At 45.6% G+C, this 20,301-nt stretch carries 18 protein-coding genes; 14 read left to right on the plus strand and 4 right to left on the minus strand.

The window, feature by feature from the left end; genetic code table 11:
* Positions 1–232 precede the first annotated feature (232 nt).
* Entirely contained in the window at positions 233–460 is a 228-nt protein-coding gene (locus tag V7137_RS00725; protein ID WP_335455689.1) for a hypothetical protein, read from the plus strand.
* 72 nt (positions 461–532) lie between these two features.
* On the opposite strand, the gene V7137_RS00730 is transcribed toward V7137_RS00725, so the two are convergent.
* Positions 533–718 (minus strand): 2-hydroxymuconate tautomerase, encoded by a 186-nt coding sequence (locus V7137_RS00730; protein ID WP_335455692.1) that lies wholly within the window; start codon positions 716–718, stop codon positions 533–535.
* Between the two features lie 235 nt (positions 719–953).
* On the opposite strand from V7137_RS00730, the gene V7137_RS00735 reads away from it, so the two are divergent.
* A complete protein-coding gene (locus tag V7137_RS00735) occupies positions 954–1,574 on the plus strand; it encodes a site-2 protease family protein (protein WP_420490072.1) in 621 nt (206 codons plus the stop codon).
* Positions 1,575–1,588: 14 nt separating this feature from the next.
* Positions 1,589–2,098 carry a YwhD family protein gene (locus V7137_RS00740; RefSeq protein ID WP_335696396.1) on the plus strand — a complete coding sequence of 170 codons (510 nt, stop codon included), beginning with the start codon at positions 1,589–1,591 and terminating at the stop codon, positions 2,096–2,098.
* 219 nt (positions 2,099–2,317) lie between these two features.
* Here the strand turns inward: V7137_RS00740 and V7137_RS00745 are convergent, their stop codons facing one another.
* Positions 2,318–4,384, minus strand: a complete 2,067-nt coding sequence (locus V7137_RS00745; RefSeq protein ID WP_335696397.1) for a transglycosylase domain-containing protein — start codon at positions 4,382–4,384, stop codon at positions 2,318–2,320.
* A gap of 414 nt (positions 4,385–4,798) precedes the next feature.
* Here V7137_RS00745 and speE point away from each other — a divergent pair, with 414 nt between their 5' ends.
* The 5 genes from speE (at position 4,799) to V7137_RS00770 (ending at position 9,654) form a co-directional block, all read left to right on the plus strand.
* A complete protein-coding gene (gene speE, locus V7137_RS00750) occupies positions 4,799–5,626 on the plus strand; it encodes a spermidine synthase (protein WP_335455697.1) in 828 nt (275 codons plus the stop codon).
* A 319-nt stretch (positions 5,627–5,945) separates the two neighbouring features.
* Positions 5,946–6,818 carry an agmatinase gene (gene speB, locus V7137_RS00755; protein WP_335455700.1) on the plus strand — a complete coding sequence of 291 codons (873 nt, stop codon included), beginning with the start codon at positions 5,946–5,948 and terminating at the stop codon, positions 6,816–6,818.
* Between the two features lie 219 nt (positions 6,819–7,037).
* Entirely contained in the window at positions 7,038–7,463 is a 426-nt protein-coding gene (locus V7137_RS00760) for a DUF1934 domain-containing protein (protein ID WP_335455703.1), read from the plus strand.
* Entirely contained in the window at positions 7,450–9,120 is a 1,671-nt protein-coding gene (gene argS, locus V7137_RS00765; RefSeq protein WP_335455704.1) for an arginine--tRNA ligase, read from the plus strand. Before V7137_RS00760 ends, argS begins: the two co-directional genes overlap by 14 nt.
* Before the next feature lie 354 nt (positions 9,121–9,474).
* Positions 9,475–9,654, plus strand: a complete 180-nt coding sequence (locus tag V7137_RS00770) for an H-type small acid-soluble spore protein (RefSeq protein WP_335455707.1) — start codon at positions 9,475–9,477, stop codon at positions 9,652–9,654.
* A 59-nt stretch (positions 9,655–9,713) separates the two neighbouring features.
* On the opposite strand, the gene uvsE is transcribed toward V7137_RS00770, so the two are convergent.
* Both uvsE and cls read right to left on the minus strand, forming a co-directional pair.
* The gene (gene uvsE, locus V7137_RS00775; RefSeq protein WP_335455709.1) at positions 9,714–10,670 is read right to left on the minus strand and encodes a UV DNA damage repair endonuclease UvsE; all 957 of its coding nucleotides are present in this window, start codon (positions 10,668–10,670) and stop codon (positions 9,714–9,716) included.
* 169 nt (positions 10,671–10,839) lie between these two features.
* Positions 10,840–12,042: a cardiolipin synthase gene (gene cls / locus V7137_RS00780; protein WP_335455712.1), complete on the minus strand. Its 1,203-nt coding sequence runs from the start codon at positions 12,040–12,042 to the stop codon at positions 10,840–10,842.
* A gap of 188 nt (positions 12,043–12,230) precedes the next feature.
* Between cls and V7137_RS00785 the strand changes: the two genes are divergently transcribed.
* The 6 genes from V7137_RS00785 (at position 12,231) to V7137_RS00810 (ending at position 20,288) form a co-directional block, all read left to right on the plus strand.
* Positions 12,231–14,333 carry a (Fe-S)-binding protein gene (locus V7137_RS00785; RefSeq protein WP_335455715.1) on the plus strand — a complete coding sequence of 701 codons (2,103 nt, stop codon included), beginning with the start codon at positions 12,231–12,233 and terminating at the stop codon, positions 14,331–14,333.
* A gap of 410 nt (positions 14,334–14,743) precedes the next feature.
* Positions 14,744–15,931 carry an acetyl-CoA C-acetyltransferase gene (locus tag V7137_RS00790; RefSeq protein ID WP_335455717.1) on the plus strand — a complete coding sequence of 396 codons (1,188 nt, stop codon included), beginning with the start codon at positions 14,744–14,746 and terminating at the stop codon, positions 15,929–15,931.
* A 253-nt stretch (positions 15,932–16,184) separates the two neighbouring features.
* Positions 16,185–17,036, plus strand: coding sequence for a 3-hydroxybutyryl-CoA dehydrogenase (locus V7137_RS00795; protein WP_335455720.1), 852 nt, complete (start codon positions 16,185–16,187; stop codon positions 17,034–17,036).
* A gap of 78 nt (positions 17,037–17,114) precedes the next feature.
* Positions 17,115–18,245, plus strand: coding sequence for an acyl-CoA dehydrogenase (locus V7137_RS00800; protein ID WP_335455723.1), 1,131 nt, complete (start codon positions 17,115–17,117; stop codon positions 18,243–18,245).
* Between the two features lie 249 nt (positions 18,246–18,494).
* Positions 18,495–19,634 carry an acyl-CoA dehydrogenase gene (locus tag V7137_RS00805; protein WP_335455726.1) on the plus strand — a complete coding sequence of 380 codons (1,140 nt, stop codon included), beginning with the start codon at positions 18,495–18,497 and terminating at the stop codon, positions 19,632–19,634.
* Positions 19,635–19,646: 12 nt separating this feature from the next.
* Positions 19,647–20,288 carry a TetR/AcrR family transcriptional regulator gene (locus V7137_RS00810; RefSeq protein WP_335455728.1) on the plus strand — a complete coding sequence of 214 codons (642 nt, stop codon included), beginning with the start codon at positions 19,647–19,649 and terminating at the stop codon, positions 20,286–20,288.
* The last annotated feature ends 13 nt before the right edge of the window (positions 20,289–20,301 follow it).

The following is a 20,301-nucleotide window of genomic DNA, read 5'->3' on the forward strand; positions in this document are numbered from 1 at the left end:
CAGTTAGGATGAGGATTTTTGTCCATCGTTGGGGATCCGAAAGACATTTTTCCAGTTAGCATTAGGATTTTGTCCATCGGAGGTGGTCCGAAAAACATATCACCTGGTTCCGAGTGAAAGTTTGTTATTGAAGTTACTTAATTTTCAGATAAATTATTATTCTTTTGGTTAGTGATTTGTTATGATTTGGGTAATGAGGTAAAAATGATCATACTCGAGGAGGGCGCTCGCAATGACAGGAACGATTGCAGTCATAATGGTATTTGGAATTCCGATTACCGCCATCATCACCGGCCATTTTCAAAAGCAGTCAAAAATCAAGGCCAAGATGCTGAAAGATGAACTGGAGCTCGAAAAACTCAAACACATCAATTACTTAGCAGAAACCGAAAAAATGAAACTCGAACTCGAAAAACTAAAACTCGGCAGCTCCAAAGACGAGATCAAATTTTTGTCATAAAAAAGGTGTCAGGCACCATGTGAATTTTTCACATGGTGCCTGACACCACTATTACTATCACTACCACTACCTCTATTGATCGCTTTTTCGTACCCCGGCGATTCCAAGGTGGTTTTTGCTCATTTCTTCGATCATAACGTGGATGGCTTCTTTTGGAGCTCCTGTTGTTTCGCTGACTGCATCAGTTACTTTTGTAACTAGGTCACGCTTTTGTTCGTCTGATCTGCCTTCAAGCATTTTTACGGTAACGTATGGCATGTTTTTTCCTCCTATATATCACTTCGGCTTTTCTCTGATAGTGTTCCATAATTTGACGAAAAGTGCAATAACCGATGATACTTTTGATTTTCTTTTTTGAAACGATTTCATGTATACTAAAAGGAATATAGATAGATGACAACGGAGTCTGTGTGCAGCCAAAGTGTGCCATCCGTTGGAGATGGAAGGAGATATGGTGTTGGAAAATTTCAGTTTTCTTGCCTATCCGTTAAGTATGATTCCTTATCTGGCGATTACCCTGATGATTGCCTTTACGTTTCATGAGTTTGCCCACGCCTTTGTTGCCTATAAATTCGGTGACATGACCGCGAAAAACCAAGGTCGGTTGACGTTAAATCCGATTAAACACCTGGATCCGATTGGAACGATTTTAATTTTTATCGCCGGCTTCGGCTGGGCCCGTCCGGTACCGGTTAATCGCTTTTTCTTTAAAAAGCCCCGTCTCGCAAGCATTCTCGTCTCTGTTGCCGGGCCGCTTAGCAACCTAATCTTAGCTTCACTCGGCTTTGTTGTTGCGTTTGGGCTAAACCGTTTCGGTGCCGCAGCGCCCGAAAGTTTTTACACCTTTCTTGAAATCTTTATCCGGCTTAATATTGTACTGTTTATCTTTAATCTGCTGCCATTCCCACCGCTTGATGGATACCGGATTATTGAGGATTTAGCACCGACGCATATTCGTGCGAAAATGACCCAATATGAACAGTATGGTGGATTAATCTTTTTAATTTTAGTTTTTACCCCGCTCGATAACTATACGATTGAACCGATTTTTGCGGTGGTCATTCCGTGGGTATGGGATGGGTTAAGTCAATTCTTCAGTATGTTGTTTTATTAGGAGGTTTTGTTTCAATGGAGGAAAATAAGAAGAAACTTGGTTTTAATATCATCAAAAGTGATCCGACTGATGGTCATAAAGGTTATGGAAAAGGGGCCTTAAGTCTTGATAATGTTTCGCCTGTCATCATTGATGTCGATGCCGGGGAGGCGGAGATTGATGTCGGCGCCATGCATGCTCGCAGCGCCGTTGAAAAAGGGATTAAATTTTTGAAAAATCAAGAAGAGGTTCCGAACGGGAAACCGTATTGGCTTGTGTGGGTTACGATTGACCGCAAGCAAGAAGGACCGTACTATGCTGGCGTTACGGCCTGCTTCATGACCGTCGATCGGGAAATCCGGCGCGGCTACAAATCCTTGCCTGAGCACGTTAACCGCATGGATAAGTCGCTGAAGCGTCATATCATTGTCGACGAAATGGATGAGAATTCGAAAAGGGTCTTAGCAGAATTCTTACGCAATCATAATGAAGTTTTGTGGAACAACTCAACGGATGAACTCAAAAGAGGTTTACTTGCTAAGTAAAATTAATGCTTGTAATTTTTTTGAAAATTATAGTATCATATTCTTTGTTAAAACAATGTAAAACTAGGACAAGAAAAGCTCCGGAATTTTTCCGGAGCTTTTCTATTTCAATAAAACACTTATATCTGTCTAGCTCCAGCGCCTAGGGGCTCGGAGTCATAAGCCCCTAGGAAAAAATGAACTATTTTTTCCCTGATCAAGGCGCTTCCGCTTTTCTGTCTAACTCCATGGCATTATTTTCTTATACCAAGGAAGTTTTTTGGCGCCCTTATGCTTCTCAGGGACAGATTCATGATTTTTTAGATGTTCGGTGCAATATTCGGTTGGTTCGGTGCCGGTCACGAAGTAGGTGAAGCGGCGCACCGGGCAATCCTTTGTCGCCAGTTTGCCATTTGTTGGATCAACATAGACCCCAGTAACCCCTTCCTTCGGCGCCTTAAACGCCTTGACGGGCTTGCCTTTTAAGGCCTCTTCCATGAAATTTGCCCAGATATTCTTCGCGTACGTTTTTTCCGCAACGAGTTCAATCGGTTTTCCCATATCATATCCTGCCCAGACGGCGGTCACCAGCTGCGGGGAGTAGCCAATCATCCAGCTGTCGGTTTCCGTCGAGCCAGATTTCCCTGCATACGGCCGGGTAATATCGTTGATGACCGTGCTGCCTGTTACCTTCGCATAGCCGTTTAGCTTTGAATCGAAAATCCCCGTCATCATTTGCGTCATCACATACGCCTTAGCGGGATCTAACACCTTTTCGTTTTCCTCTTGTTTTTCATATATCACGTTGCCGTTGTAATCTTCTACTCTTGTAATTAAGGTGGGACTAACTTTTTTTCCGCCATTAGCCAACAGACTGTAGGCATTCGCCATTTCAATGACGCGGACACCGGAAGTCCCCAATGCCAGGGACGGGACATGCGCCATTTTGGATGAAAGACCGAATTTCTTCGCCGTTTCAATTAAGGTATCTTCTCCTAAAAATAAATGCGTTTTGACGGCATAAATATTGTCGGAAACAGCGAGCGCCTGGGCGAGAGTAATTTCACCGTCCGCATACTTATTGTTAAAGTTATGCGGTGTATAGTCAGGCTGGCCATCATCAAAATGGAAGGTCGTAAATTCACTGCGCATCGTTGAGGATGGCGTAAAGCCTTGCTCGAGAGCCGCGTAGTAAAGGAGCGGTTTGATGGTTGACCCTGGCTGCCTAATCGCCTGTACGGCACGGTTAAACGGACTTTTTTCATAGTCGCGGCCGCCGACCATCGCTTTAACATAGCCGTTTTTCGGGTCCATAGCGACAAGTCCGACTTGAATTTCCGATAAATTCGCTACATATTTATGAACCTGGCTTTCCGCCGCCTCCTGCTGTTTACGGTTAAGAGTGGTATAGACTTTTAAACCGCCAAGGGCAATCGTGCGTTCATCTAGATGTAATTGATTTTTTAAGGCATTTCTGACCGCATCCTGAAAATAGGGGGCAACCTTCACCTTTTGCTTATTGTGACTGCCCACAATGGTCACAGGCCGCATGGCGGCATCGATGGCTTCCTTTTTCGTGATGTAATGATTGGTCACCATGCTTTTTAGAATAATCGCTTGGCGGCTTTTGGCATGTTCCATTGAGGCAAGCGGGGAGTATATGCCCGGTCCTTTTGGAATTCCTGCCAGCATACTTGCTTCGGCAAGAGTTAAGTCCGCTGCTTTTTTTCCAAAATAATATTGGCTTGCTGCCTCCACACCATAGGCACCGTTGCCATAATAAATAGTATTTAAATAGCCTTCAAGAATTTCTTTCTTGGAATAATTCATCTCGATGCGGATCGTATAAAAAGCCTCGTGTAGTTTCCGCGTCCAGGTTTTGTCATGTTCCAGAAATAGATTTCGCGCATACTGCTGCGTGATAGTGCTCGCGCCCTGGACCTTCGCAAACGCTTGAACATCCGCTAACACAGCCCCGGCAATCCGCTTAAAATCAAAGCCATGGTGTTCGTAAAAGTTTTTATCTTCAATTGAAATGGTCGCATCGACCAGCTCCGGAGAAATATCCTTTAAACGGCTCCAATACCGTTTTTGGCCGCTATTACTCTCGCCAATTAATGTCCCGTCATCTGCAAATAATAGGGTCGATTGCGGAACAGCGAGCGGTGGTGCCCCTAAAATTTTTGCATAGGCAAGAATTCCAAGGAAGAGAATAAGCATACAAACCATGCCTATCAAGCTGATGAAAATAACTGCGCGCAAATATTTAATCGTCTTCCTAAACCCTTGATCAGTCATGATTTCCATGATGTTCACCACCCCTTTTGAAAAGCGGAGGCGCCTTCGGACCAAGCACAGCTTGTTCCTGCGATGACCATTCTAAGGAGCTTTCCTTAGTGGTCAGCCCCCACAAGCGCTGGAGAGCCTGGCGGTGAAGTCGTTCTTTGACTTCATCGACAGGATCGAAGCGACCTCGAAGGGCTAGGCGCTGCAGCTAGCCTCGTTTTTCCAGTTTTTAAAAAAATAGATAGTAATAGTATTGAAAAAATAGAGTCATTTTAAACATTTTTTGGTTTATTTATTTAAATTTTGCTAGACTTTTTCTTGTGTTTGTAATTCAATGGTTTGGGTACTATAAAAAGAAAAGCGGAAGTTCCTGTGCGTTGGGCACTGGGGCGGGACAGTTTTTTTGAAAATGAGAGTTGAAAGGAAGATGTAAGCATGTCAATTTGGTTTACCGAGAAGCAAACCGAAAATTTTGGAATCACGATGAAAGTAAATAAAACCTTACATACAGAGCAAACAGAGTTCCAAAAGTTAGATATGATTGAAACAGAAGAGTGGGGCAACATGCTTCTTTTAGACGACATGGTCATGACATCTGTCCGCGATGAGTTTGTTTACCACGAAATGGTGGCGCACGTTCCGCTATTTACTCACCCAAATCCTGAGAATGTCCTAGTTGTTGGCGGCGGCGATGGCGGCGTAATTCGCGAGGTTTTAAAGCATCCAAGCGTGAAAAAAGCAACGCTTGTTGATATTGATGGCAAAGTAATCGAGTATTCTAAGAAATTCCTTCCAGAAATTGCAGGCATGCTGGATGACCCGCGTGTCGATGTCCAAGTGGACGACGGCTTTATGCATATCGCAAACAGCGACAATGAGTATGACGTGATTATGGTTGATTCCACTGAGCCAGTCGGACCTGCTGTAAACCTCTTTACTAAAGGGTTCTATGCAGGGATTTCAAAAGCGTTGAAGGAAGATGGCATCTTTGTGGCGCAGTCCGATAATCCATGGTTCAAAGCGGATTTAATTCGTAACGTTCAACGCGATGTTCGCGAAATCTTCCCAATTACTCGTTTGTATGTTGCGAATATCCCAACCTATCCAAGCGGCTTGTGGGCATTCACGATCGGTTCTAAGAAATACGATCCACTAACAGTAAGCGAAGACCGCTTCCATGAGATCGAAACAAAATACTACACAAAAGAGCTTCACAAAGCAGCATTCGTCTTACCGAAATTCGTTGGGGATTTAGTGAAGTAAGAGTATTTGTAAATAAAGTATGTCTATGTGACTGAACTCGGGAAAAAAGAGTGGGTTCGGTAACATAGAGTGGTTTTATGTGACCGAAGTAGAGGAAAAAGAGCGGGTTCGTAACATAGAGAGGTTTTATGTGACCGAAGTCGAGGGAAAAGAGCGAATTCGGTAACATAGAGCGCTTTTATGTAACCGAAGAAGAGGGAAAAGAGCGAGTTCGGTAAAATAGAGCGGTTCTAAGTGACCGAACACTAGGAAAAGGGGCTTGGCGGTCGCCAATAGCTGCTTTATAAGTGTTATTACATAGAGAGTGAGGGATACATAGATGCGTTTTGATGAGTCGTATTCAGGGAATGTGTTTATTAAGAGTCATCCGAATTTTGAGGAGAGTCAGGTTGTTTTGTACGGGATGCCGATGGATTGGACAGTTAGTTACCGCCCAGGTTCGCGGTTTGGTCCAGCCCGCATCCGTGAGGTGTCGATCGGTTTAGAAGAATACAGCGCCTACCTAGACCGCGAGCTGGAAGAGGTTAAATACTTCGATGCCGGTGATATTCCGCTTCCGTTCGGAAACCCGCAAAAGAGTATCGACATAATTGAAGACTTTGTCGATCAAGTCCTTGCAGCCGGCAAGTTCCCGCTTGGGATGGGCGGCGAGCATCTTGTTTCGTGGCCAGTGATGAAGGCTGTTTATAAAAAGTACCCGGATTTAGCAATTATTCATTTTGATGCGCATACTGATTTGCGTGAGGAATATGAAGGCGAACCATTATCGCACTCGACCCCGATCCGCAAGATTGCGGAACATATTGGGCCAAGTAACGTCTATTCGTTTGGGATACGTTCTGGAATGAAGGAAGAGTTCGAATGGGCGAAACAAAACGGGATGCATATTTCGAAGTTTGAAGTCCTCGAGCCGTTAAAAGAAATTCTGCCGACACTTGCAGGCCGTCCGGTCTATGTCACAATCGACATCGATGTTCTTGATCCAGCACATGCACCTGGCACAGGTACGGTGGATTGCGGCGGTATCACTTCAAAAGAGCTGCTTGCTTCCATTCATGAAATTGCCCGTTCCGAAGTGAAGGTAGTCGGCGGTGACCTAGTAGAAGTGGCGCCAATTTATGACCCATCGGAGCAAACGGCCAATACTGCAAGTAAGTTAATTCGTGAAATGCTGCTTGGCTGGGTGAAATAGTTTTTTTGCCAACAGGAAATTGAAATTTCCTATCACCCCAAAGGCAACGTGCCTGTCCCTTTCTTCAGGGCAGGCATTTTTTGATTTGTGGCCGAGCAATGTTTATAATAGAAAAAGTATGCATTAGAGCAGAAACGTCAATTACTAGGACTAGAACCATTCTAATAGAGTGAAACTGAGTTCCTTTTTAAAAAAGAAAAAAGGGAAGTGCCATTAAGTTTGTCTACGACTGAAATTCCGATGAAAATTAATGTGAAAACGACAATTCATCAGCATGGGGGCAAGGAAGTCTATGAGTTGTCTCTGTTTGGCCGCTATCTTGAAAAAGATGGTGCTGTGTTTCTTAAGTATGAAGAGGTGCAGGATGAGGGCAGTGTCCGGACAATTGTGAAGGTGGCCGGGGATGAGGCGCTGATTTTGCGCGGTGGTGCGGTGAAGATGCGCTTGCCGTTTCGCTTGCATAAAAAGCTGCGCGGCAGTTATGAAATGCCGTTTGGGTCTTTTGAGACGATGACGCTGGCCAAGCGGATCGAGCATTCAGATGGCCTGATTGACATTCTTTATGATTTTTCGATGCAGGGGTCGCCTGCCGGTACATACCATTTGGAAATTACCTTTCAGGAGGATAACAATGAACATAGTTGAACAAGTGCAAAGTAAGTTAAAAGAAGAGATTCGTGCGGCGGTGTTGAAAGCGGAGCTGGCGTCGGAGGAGCAGATTCCGGATGTGGTTTTAGAAACACCAAAGGAGAAGGCTCACGGCGATTATTCGACGAATATGGCGATGCAGTTGGCACGGGTCGCGAAGAAGGCACCACGTGTGATTGCGGAGGCGTTAGTTGCAAATATCGACCGCTCGAAGGCATCGATTGAAAAAATTGAAATCGCGGGGCCAGGGTTTATCAATTTTTATATGAATAATAGTTATTTAACCGAGCTGATCCCGACGGTCCTAAATGCCGGGGAGAAGTACGGTGAGACGACGGTGGGCGGTAGTCAAAAGATTCAGGTCGAGTTTGTGTCGGCTAATCCAACAGGTGACTTGCACCTTGGTCATGCCCGCGGTGCAGCGGTTGGTGACTCGCTTTGTAATATTTTAGCGAAGGCCGGCTATGATGTTTCGCGTGAGTATTATATTAATGATGCTGGTAATCAGATTAATAATCTCGCATTGTCGGTGGAGGCGCGTTATTTCCAGGCACTTGGTTTGGATAAAGACATGCCGGAGGGTGGCTACCATGGCGCTGATATTATTGGTATTGGGAAAACCTTAGCTGAGGAATTTGGCGACAAGTATGTTCATGTTTCCGAGGAAGAGCGCCAGGAATTTTTCCGTGAGTACGGTTTGAAGTATGAAATGGCCAAGCTGAAGCAGGATCTTGAGGATTTCCGCGTTGGTTTTGATGTGTGGTACTCAGAGACGTCCCTTTATAAAAATGGAAAAATTGATGAGGCACTTGAGGCGCTTCGTGCGAGCGGTTATGTGTACGAGGAAGATGGTGCGACATGGCTTCGTTCAATGGATTTCGGCGATGATAAAAACCGCGTGTTGATTAAGCAGGATGGTTCTTACACGTATTTGACGCCGGATATTGCGTATCACAAGGACAAGCTGGATCGCGGTTTTGAAAAGTTGATTAACATTTGGGGTGCGGATCACCACGGCTATATTCCACGGATGAAGGCAGCACTTCAAGCGTTAGGTTATGACCGTGATACCCTTGAGGTGGAAATCATTCAACTCGTTCATCTTTATAAGAACGGGGAAAAGATGAAGATGAGTAAGCGTACTGGTAAAGCGGTGACGATGCGTGATTTGGTTGATGAAGTCGGTCTCGATGCGACGCGTTATTTCTTTGCGATGCGCAGTTCGGATACGCATATGGATTTTGATTTGGATTTAGCGGTGTCGGAGTCGAATGAAAATCCGGTTTATTATGCTCATTATGCCCATGCACGGATTTCTAGTATCCTGCGTTCTGGAGAGGAGCAGGGTGTTCAGGTGACGGCTGATGCTGATTTTTCATTGGTGTCGTCGGAAAAGGAAATGGATTTATTGAAGAAGATTGGGGAGTTCCCGGCAGCTGTAGGGGAGGCCGCAGTAAAGCGCGTCCCACACCGGATAACAAACTATATCTTTGATTTAGCGTCGACGTTCCACAGTTTCTATAATGCGGAAAAGGTGCTTGATCCTGATAATGTAGAGCGCACTAAGGCGCGCCTCGCGTTGGTGCGGGCGGTGCAAATTACGCTTCGCAATGCGCTTGCATTGATTGGGGTTTCAGCTCCAGAAAAAATGTAGTGATGTTTGGGCTCTCTTACTTAGGTAAGGGGGCCTTTTTGGAGGTCGTTGTTGTGTGAATAGTATAAATTGTATAGGTTGGACAATAAATTTTTAAAAGTGGTCAGTAACATGGACCAAGTGGACAGGAAGCTCGTCAAGGCTGACGGTAAACCTCGCAGCTGGACAGTAAACTAAAAAAAGTCGACAGTAAGTCTCAAATCTGGACAGTAACCAATTCCCCGCGCAAAATTTTCTCCTTTCCCTGCCCTGTAAAAGTGCTCTATTTAGCTAACCTTGTCCATATATATGAATATTAACAATGAAATGGCAAATACTAGTAGGGACTTTAACCAAGGGAGTGGATGAAACGAAATGAATGTGGGACGAGCCAAGGAAATTGTGGAATCTGCCGATATGATTTATGTTACCTACGAGGGGACGCCAGTAATCATTCAACATGTCGATGAAGCAACACAGGTGGCGAGAATTTACTCACGGAATGACCCGGATAATGAGCGTGACGTTCCGGTTCTACAGTTAATTGAGGAATAAAGAAGAGTCTTCGAGCTGATTCGAAGACTCTTTTCTATATCGTCAGGCGATATGCTTGTTTATTTCACCTTAACCGCCCCGCCGCTTATCCGTTTAAAGCCACGGAGCCGGCTTAGATCCTCGATTAATTTCAGTGCGGCTTGATCCTTTGCTTTCGCCTCAATCATGAAATCAACATCCGCCCCGATTTCGCGCAGCATTTTTAAAAAAGGCATGACAAATTCTGGGTCGACAAAGTCAGCATGGGAGCGGAATTCCTTCTCATTTTTAGGAGAGGAAATATGGACCTTCGGGATGTGGTGAGCATGGTCCCAGGTCCGGAAAATCCGTGGCAGCAGCTCCTCGAGAGAAGTCTCGGACAGATTGGCCATATGGTGATGGTAGTCGAACACAAACGGGATCGATTCCGTTTCACAGGCTGCTAACGTTTCTTCGGCATTGTACGTCTTATCGTCATTCTCTAAGGTCATTACCTGTTTAATCGGTGCAGGCAGTGCTGTTAAGTTTTGATGGAATCGCGGTAAGGTTTGCTGTTTATCACCATAGGCCCCGCCAATATGAATATTAATCAGTCCAACCTGCTCAAGGCCCATCGCTTCAAACATGCGATAATGGTAACGCATGTCGACCACGGCGTTTTCGGTAATCTTCGTTTGCGGCGAGGTAAACAGTGTGAACTGATTTGGATGGAAGCTGACGCGCAGGTTCTTCCGTTTTATGAGTTCACCAATCTCCAGCCATTCTGAGCGAAAAGGGGTCACAAAGTCCCAGTTCACCTCTGGATGTGTCGCAAGCGGCACAATCGAACTCGATAAACGGTACAATTCGAGTTCATGAGCAATGTTGTAGTAGAGCATCCGCAGTGTATGATTTAAATTTTGCTTCGTCACTTCCAGCAATTTTTCCTCGCGCTCGGCGGGGCTTAGCCCCTGATAACGTGTAAACGTCAGCGTCTTGGCCGGAGAGGCGTCCCATAAGCTTATCGCGTGAGATACATAACCAAACCGAATCTTCATAAAAATAACTCCTTTTATAAAAGGCTTTGTTAAGACTCATTGTTAATTGGGCGGAAGGCGCACGAGACTCCTGCGGGAAAAGTGGGTCAAGGGAGACCCCACAGGCGCAGGAGCGCCGAGGAGTCTCCCGGACCGCCCGCGGAAAGCGACAAGCCGGATTAACAGAGACTTATAAAAAATAGGAAACAAGCCCAGCGATGCCTTCTTTAAATGAGCGGATCGGGTTCGGTTTGTTAAGGACCGCTAATGTCAGTGGAGCGGAGTCCCCAATGTCCTTCTCGAGAATCTCCTTCAAACGGTGAATAAAGGCCTTGTCATAAATATAGCAGTTGATTTCTTTGTTTAAATACATGCTTCTTTTATCAAAATTGGCGGTGCCGATATCGCAGATTTTGTCATCAATCATGAGTGTTTTGGCGTGATAGAACCCTTTTTTATATTGATAAACGTTGGCACCCGCCTGTATCAACTTCCGTAAGTAGCGGTACGACCCCTCTTGGACAAGAAAATGGTCAGCCGTATAGGGGACGATCACCGAGATATGCACGCCGCGCTTTAAGGCAGCCAGTAACGCCGCTAAAATTTTTTGACAAGGGATAAAATAGGGCGAGCCAATGATCATCGATTCGTCTGCTTGTTGAATCAGTTTTAAATAATTTTCTTCTAACTGCTGGGCTTCTGTCGGAACAAAGCGGTGGCGGACCTGACCGTCAATCAAGACCGGAAAATAGGACGGATCTTCGAAAAGGTCCTCGCCGCCATACTCGTGCCAGTCAGTCAAAAACTCCGTTTGCAAAAAATTAACGCTCCGGCCGGTGATTTTCAGATGGTAATCGCGCCAAATCCCTAAAGAAGGCTCTTCATCGATATATTCCTTTCCAACATTAAATCCGCCGAGATAGCCAATTTCCCCGTCAATAATCGTAATCTTACGGTGATTTCGAACCTGTGCAGAGTAAAACAGGTAGGGAAGCTTAATGGTATTACTAAAAGCAAAGCGAACGCCCGTCTCGCGCAACGTCTGGATGGCCTCCTTCTTCACCTTTAAACTCCCAAGCCGGTCCACGAGAAGACGAACTTCCACCCCTTCACGGGCTTTTTCTTTTAAAATAGTGAAAAAGTCCTGACTAATCGCATCATCTTTGACAATATAAAAGAGCACATGAATATGCTTTTTCGCGTTTCTGAGTTCCTGAAAATAGTCGGCGAACAACTTTTTTCCGTGTGTGAAGATATCCAAATCACCATGTATAATGGCTGTTTCCCTTCTACTGACAATGGAAAGATGCTTCTTTCTACCTAAATTAAAATCTAAAACAAGCCATATAATGATGAGAAAAAATAGTCCGCTCAAAATGAGTGCCAAATTCATCAGAAATCTTTCCTCCTATCAGTTTTGTTAGTTTTTCCGAAAGTACCCTTTAATATAAGTTAACCCAACTTTTCAAAAAATCAGTTGACTGAGTGCTCACTCATAATATAATAGAGTTAAGTATAGATTCAGAAAATTAATTATTTTCTTGTAGTTGTTAAGGGGAAAACAAAGAAAGGGGCAATACAATGAATGGGTTATTATGGGTTAACTTGATTGCGTTTCTTGCTGTAACCGCTTACGCGATTAGTTTGTTCGTGTATGTGGTCAAGACCCGGATACAATTTATCAAACTCGGGAAAAAAGTTGAATTTGATGACAAAGTTAAAGAGCGGCTCCAAAAAATTTGGGTCAATGTATTTGGCCAAAAGAAATTGTTGAAGGATAAAAAAAGCGGGATCATGCACGTCATGTTCTTCTACGGCTTTATCCTCGTCCAATTTGGCGCGATTGATTTTATTATCAAAGGGATTAAACCGGGAGCCCATCTTCCGCTTGGTCCGCTCTATGCAGGGTTCACTTTCTTTCAAGAGTTAGTCACATTGATGATCTTAGTGGCGGTGATTTGGGCTTTTTATCGCCGTTATGTGGAAAAGTTAGTCCGCTTGAAGCGGAACTTTAAATCAGGTCTTGTTCTTATTTTTATCGGGGGCTTGATGCTTTCTGTTCTGCTGGGCAATGGGATGAGTATCATCTGGCACGGCGAAGAGACTTCCTGGACGGAACCAGTTGCGTCGGCGATTTCGGTTATTTTTTCAGGGATAAATGAAACTGCTTCCATTGTGATTTTCTACATTTCCTGGTGGGTGCACTTATTGTTCTTGTTAACCTTCTTAGTGTACGTTCCTCAGTCCAAACATGCCCACTTAATTGCGGGACCTGCGAATGTGTATTTTAACCGCTTGGATAAGCCGGGGAAACTAACAAAAGTTGATTTTGAAGATGAATCCCAAGAGTCATTTGGGGTTGGAAAAATAGAAGACTTCACGCAGCATCAAATGATTGACTTTTATGCCTGCGTCGAGTGCGGCCGCTGTACGAATATGTGTCCGGCAACTGGGACAGGGAAAATGCTGTCACCGATGGACTTAATCGTGAAACTGCGTGATCATTTAACCAATCATGGGGCTGTCGTTACCTCGAAGCAGCCGTGGGTGCCAACATTTGCGTTTGGCAATACAACGGGGAATCAACTGGCGCTTGCATCAGCAGGACAAGGAGCTCAGGAGTCGGCTGCAGCTGGTGGATACAGTCCAAGCTTGATTGGCGATGTCATTACGGAAGAAGAAATTTGGGCGTGTACGACATGCAGAAACTGTGAAGATCAATGTCCCGTTATGAATGAGCACGTCGATAAAATTATCGACCTGCGCCGTTATCTAGTGTTAACCGAAGGAAAAATGGATGCCGATGCGCAGCGCGCGATGACCAATATCGAACGCCAAGGCAATCCGTGGGGCTTGAACAGAAAAGAACGGGAGAATTGGCGTGAAGCCCGCGAAGATGTTCATGTACCAACCGTGAAGGAAATGAGTAAGGCCGGCGAAGAATTTGAATACCTCTTCTGGGTTGGCGCGATGGGTTCTTACGATAACCGCAGTCAAAAGATTGCATTATCGTTTGCGAAATTGCTCAATGAAGCTGGTGTGAAATTTGCCATCCTCGGCAACAAAGAGAAAAATTCTGGTGATACACCGCGCCGTCTCGGCAATGAGTTCTTGTTCCAGGAATTGGCGACAAAAAATATTGAGGAATTTGAAAAGGCTGAGGTCAAGAAGATCGTCACGATTGACCCGCATGCCTATAACATTTTCAAAAATGAATACCCTGATTTCGGCTTAACAGATGTCGAAGTACTCCATCATACCGAGCTTCTTTATGAGTTGGTCCGTGATGGCAGACTGGTGCCGAAACATGCTGTTGATGAAACGATTACCTTCCACGATTCCTGTTATTTAGGGCGTTACAATGATGTCTATGATGCGCCTCGTGAGATTCTTAAAGCCATTCCGGGCGTGAAGCTCCTAGAAATGGAGCGGAACCGAGAGAAAGCGATGTGCTGTGGTGCCGGCGGCGGGATGATGTGGATGGAAGAAGAAACCGGACACCGCATCAACGTGGCTAGAACCGAGCAGGCTCTTGCGGTTAATCCATCGGTGATCAGTTCTGGCTGTCCATACTGTTTAACGATGCTATCCGATGGAACGAAGGCAAAAGAAGTCGAAGAAAAGGTCTCGACTTACGATGTAGCAGAACTGCTTGAAAAAGCGGTTTGCGGGGAAGTGGCGTAGATTTTAATGAGTGCAGAGGTTGAATTCATAAAATTTTAAAAATTTTGTGTAAAACATTTCAACTTCTGCACTTTTTTATGTAGAATATAATGTATAGAAAAAACGCTTACATTTCCATATTTTTAAAGCTCTTTTCGTAAATTTTGTTGATTTTGGAGCTTAATAAGGGTCACTTACTATGGTTACAAGGGCATATTTGCCAAGGTCCTTAACGAAAAGATGCCACAATGCTTCTAGGATTATGGGTTGATTAACTTATTCGAAATTCAACAATCTATGTGAAAACAGACTATTAAAAAGCAGCGGGCTGCGTTTCTTTTTTGGATCGAGTCTGAGCGAGCGTTCAGTCGCCTGCGGCTATTTTTTACGAAGGTTTGTCTGAATATTATGAACAGGGGAGTGTGTGTAAGATGGGTAGAACAGTCATTTTAAGCGGAGTTAGAACACCTTTTGGAAAATTAGGAGGCGCCTTAAGCAGCTTTACCGCATCACAACTAGGTGGAATTGCTGTAAAAGAGGCATTAGTTCGTGCGGGCGTGAAGCCGGAAGATGTGGAGGAAGTCATTCTTGGGTCGGTCCTACAAGGGGGCCAGGGGCAGATTCCATCACGTCAGGCGGCTCAGCACGCGGGACTGCCATGGGAAGTAAAAACCGAAACGATTAATAAGGTTTGTGCGTCTGGAATGCGCAGTGTCACGCTGGCCGATCAAATCATCCGCGCCGGTGATGAGGAAGTGATTGTTGCAGGCGGGATGGAATCAATGAGCAACGCGCCATATCTTCTTCCAAAAGCACGCTGGGGTTTCCGGATGGGTGACGCGCAAGTTAAGGATCTAATGATTCATGACGGCTTAACATGCAGCTTTACGGGTGTTCACATGGGCACCTACGGTAATGAGGCCGCTAATGATATGGAAATTAGCCGCGAGGCACAGGATGAGTGGGCACTCAGAAGCCATGTCCGCGCGATTGCGGCGATTGAGAGCGGAAAATTTGGCGAAGAAATCGTTGCCGTAGAGGTTCCGCAGCGCAAAGGAGCTCCGGTCGTGGTTGCGACCGACGAATCTCCGCGAAAGGATACGTCGCTAGCGCGCTTGGCTAAATTAGCGCCGGTTTTTAATTCAACGGGAACCATTACGGCAGGAAATGCGCCAGGGGTCAATGACGGTGCGGCGGCTCTCGTGCTAATGAGTGAAGAGCGCGCACTTCGTGAAGGCAAGCAGGTGGAAGCAGTGATTATCGGTCATGCGGCGGTCGCGGTGGAAGCAAAGGACTTCCCAAAAACGCCAGGCATAGTAATCAATGAGCTTTTACGAAAAACAGACAAAACAGTGGATGAAGTCGATTTATTTGAAATCAACGAAGCCTTTGCGGCAGTGGCTTTAGTGAGCGGGAAAATTGCAGGTTTAGATCCAGAAAAGGTCAATGTCAATGGCGGTGCGGTCGCCTTAGGTCATCCGATTGGGGCCAGCGGGGCGCGCATTATTCTCACACTAATGCATGAATTAAAGCGACGTGGCGGCGGTATTGGGATTGCGGCCATTTGCAGCGGCGGCGGCCAGGGAGATGCCGTGATGATTGAAGTTCCGCGCGGCTAATTAGTTGATAGTTTTTAAGTTTAATAGATGTTGTTGATTTCCATATATTGTCTAATTGCACAAAGCACTTGGATTTTCGCACAAAACCATCTAAAAATGGCATAAAATTCCTGAAAAATGGCACAAAACATATTGGAAATCGCACAAAACACCAAAGAGCCTTTTTTAGAAAAAAACACTAGAAAACTTATGAAGATACCAAATAAAAAAATCTAGGTCGGAATGATTTCCGGCCTTCTTCGGAGGGGAAAGAATGAAGATTTCAAAGTTGATGGTCATTGGTGCAGGACAAATGGGCTCCGGGATTGCGCAAGTTTGTGCCCAAGCAGGGTATCAAGTCGTTCTAAATGATTTAAAGCCAGAGTTTGTGGAACGCGGCCTAGCTGGAATCAATAAAATACTTACACGGAATGTTGACAAAGGACGCCTTACGGAAGAGCAAAAACAAGCCATTCTCGGAAACATTACTGAGTCCACCGACCTAAACGATGCCCATGACGTCGACCTCGTCATTGAAGCCGCCATTGAAAACATGGACATCAAAACAAACATCTTTGCCCAGCTCGATGAAATTACCCCAGCTCACGCGATACTCGCGAGCAATACCTCATCATTGCCGATCACGGAAATTGCGGCAGCCACGAAGCGTCCGGAGAAAGTGATCGGTATGCACTTCATGAACCCAGTTCCGGTCATGAAGCTCGTCGAGATCATTCGCGGCCTCGCTACAACAGATGAAGTGTACCAAGTGATTGAAGATATGACAAAAACCTTTAGCAAGGTACCGGTTGAAGTGAACGACTTCCCAGGGTTTGTCTCCAATCGCATTCTGATGCCAATGATCAACGAAGCAATTTATACCCTCTATGAGGGCGTGGCTACGAAAGAAGCGATCGATGAAGTGATGAAACTCGGTATGAATCACCCGATGGGGCCGTTAACCTTGGCTGATTTTATCGGCTTGGATACATGTTTGTATATTATGGAAACGCTTCACCAAGGCTTTGGCGACGACAAATACCGTCCATGCCCGCTTCTCCGTAAATATGTGAAAGCTGGCTGGCTTGGCAAGAAGACAGGACGCGGTTTTTATACGTACGAATAAACACAGCATTTCTTCGATAAAGGGGTCGTGATGATGATAAGCACCACACTAGTACATTCCTCAAAAGGGGAGACCACCATGAATCTTTCATTCACTGAAGAGCAAGAAATGATGCGAAAAATGGTGCGCGATTTTGCTAACAGCGAAATTGTGCCATTCATTGAAAATATGGAAAGGGGAGAATTTCCGCGTGAAATCCTCCGAAAAATGGGTGCGCTTGGCTTAATGGGGATTCCTGTCCCGGAAAAATACGGCGGTGCGGCGATGGACTTCACTTCCTATATCTTAGCGATCCATGAGCTTTCCAAGGTCAGTGCGACAATCGGGGTCATTCTTTCAGTTCATACCTCAGTCTGCACGAACCCGATCCTATATTTTGGAACCGAGCAGCAGAAACAGAAATACGTGCCGAAATTGGCGTCAGGGGAGTACCTCGGCGCGTTTTGCTTAACAGAGCCAAGTTCCGGTTCGGATGCGGCCAGCTTAAAGTCCCGTGCTGTCAAGAAGGGCGATCAATATGTAATCAACGGCTCAAAGGTATTCATTACGAACGGCGGTGAGGCCGATGTCTATATCGTGTTTGCAAAAACGAATCCGGAACTGGGCAGCAAGGGAATTTCTGCGTTTATCGTTGAAAAAAATACCCCTGGCTTTATTGTCGGCAAGGATGAGAAGAAAATGGGCTTGCACGGTTCCAGAACTGTCCAACTCACCTTTGAAGACATGCACGTCCCAGCAGAAAACATGCTTGGCGCCGAGGGCGAGGGTTTTAAAATTGCGATGGCGAACCTGGATGTCGGCCGCATCGGAATTGCTACTCAGGCACTTGGGATTGCCGAGGCCGCACTGTCAGCTGCAACGACCTATGCCGGGGACCGTCAGCAATTTGGCAAGCCGATCGCTGCCCAACAGGGAATTGGCTTTAAGCTGGCCGACATGGCGACCAGCGTCGAAGCGGCGAAGCTATTAGTCTATCGCGCTGCTTATTTACGAACGCACGGATTAAAATGTACGTTGGAGGCGTCGATGGCGAAATTGTTCGCCACCAAAACAGCGGTCGAAGTCACAACCGAAGCGATTCAAGTATTCGGCGGCTACGGCTATACGGAAGATTATCCAGTCGAGCGCTATTTCCGTGATGCAAAAATTACTGAAATTTATGAAGGCACAAGCGAAATTCAACGAATTGTCATCAGTAAGCACCTGTAAAGAAAAGCGGAAGCGCCTTGCCCAAGGAAAAAAGTAGTTCATTTTTTCCTAGGGAAAAAAGTAGTTTTTTTTTTCAGGGAAAAAAGTAGTTCATTTTTTCCTAGGGGCTACAGGCTTATGACTCGAGTCCCAAGGGGCCGAAACTAGATAAGCTTATGACCCCGAGCTCCTAAGCGCTGGAGCTAGACAGTAATCTAAGTTCAAAACTTAATCTTATTATATATATTCATCCAAATAGGAGGACTTGAAATGAACTTTAAACTATCTGAAGAACATGAAATGATTCGGAAAATGGTTCGTGATTTTGCACGGAATGAAGTGGCGCCAACGGCTGCGGAGCGCGATGAGGAAGAACGCTTTGACCGCGAGATTTTTGACAAAATGGCGGAGCTGGGTTTAACGGGAATCCCGTGGCCGGAAGAGTACGGCGGTATTGGCAGTGATTACCTGGCTTATTGTATTGCGGTAGAGGAACTGTCCCGTGTTGACGCGTCAACAGGTGTTCTACTGTCCGCACATACATCGTTAGCGGGCTGGCCGATTTTTAAATACGGCAGTGAAGAGCAAAAGCAAACGTATCTGCGAGCCTTAGCAGAAGGGACGAAAATTGGTGCGTATGGCTTAACTGAGCCTGGCAGCGGTTCAGATGCCGGTGGAATGAGAACCACCGCCCGCCTTGAAGGTGATCATTATGTCCTCAATGGCTCGAAAATCTTCATTACCAACGGCGGTGTAGCTGACATTTATGTGGTGTTTGCATTAACGGACCCTGAAAGCAAACAACGAGGAACGACGGCGTTTATTATCGAGAGCGACTTCCCGGGCTTCTCGGTTGGAAAAAAAGAAAAGAAACTCGGGATCCGTTCGTCACCGACAACAGAAATTATTTTTGAAGATTGCAAGGTTCCAGTTGCGAATCGACTTGGGGCTGAAGGAGAAGGCTTTAAAATTGCGATGATGACCCTTGATGGAGGCCGCAACGGCATTGCCGCTCAAGCGGTGGGGATTGCCCAAGGTGCGCTTGATGCTGCAACGGACTATGCGAAGGAACGCCATCAATTCGGAAAACCAATCGTAGCGAATCAAGGGATTGCCTTTAAACTGGCCGATATGGCAACCGGGATTGAGGCCTCACGACTACTAACATATCAAGCGGCATGGCTGGAGTCACAAGGTCTGCCGTACGGCAAAGAATCGGCGATGTCGAAGCTTCTTGCCGGCGATACAGCGATGAAGGTTACCACTGAGGCCGTCCAAGTCTTCGGCGGGTATGGCTATACAAAGGATTATCCAGTTGAGCGATTCATGCGCGATGCGAAGATCACGCAAATCTATGAAGGCACACAAGAAATTCAACGACTTGTGATCTCGCGGATGATCACGAAGTAAGGCGGTTAGAGGATGGAAAAAAAACGGGATGTACTGGCTTCTGTAAAGGATGAACGCCTTGTCCAGAAACGGCGTGACCAAATGATTAAAGGGGCTGTCAGTCTTTTTAAGGAAAAGGGCTTTCACCGGACAACGACGCGGGAAATCGCCAAGGCGGCTGGTTTTAGTATTGGGACACTTTATGAATACATCCGCTCTAAGGAAGATGTTCTTTATCTTGTGTGCGACAGCATTTATGAGCATGTGAGCGAACGCCTCGCGCAGGACCTCGAGCAGAAAAATGGCACGCTTTCCAGTCTGAAGTTAGGTGTCGGGCATTATTTCCGTGTCGTCGATGAGATGCAGGATGAAGTGCTTGTCATGTATCAAGAAGCGAAATCGCTGACGAAGGATGCCCTTCCCTATGTCCTGAAAAAAGAAATCGAAATGGCCGCGATGTTTGAAAGTTTGATCGTCCGCTGTGTCGAAAATGGCGAGCTGCAGTTATCAAAAAAACAGATTGAATTAATCTCCCATAACATTATTGTCGAGGGACAAATGTGGGCGTTCCGCCGCTGGGCATTGCAAAAATTATATACACTTGATGAGTATATTGAACTGCAAACGGAGCAATTGTTCCACGGGATTCATTCGTCGACAAAAGCACGGTTGTAATGATGGCCAAGTT

This window comes from Neobacillus drentensis, from assembly GCF_036962765.1.
GTDB lineage: Bacteria > Bacillota > Bacilli > Bacillales > Cytobacillaceae > Neobacillus > Neobacillus drentensis_C.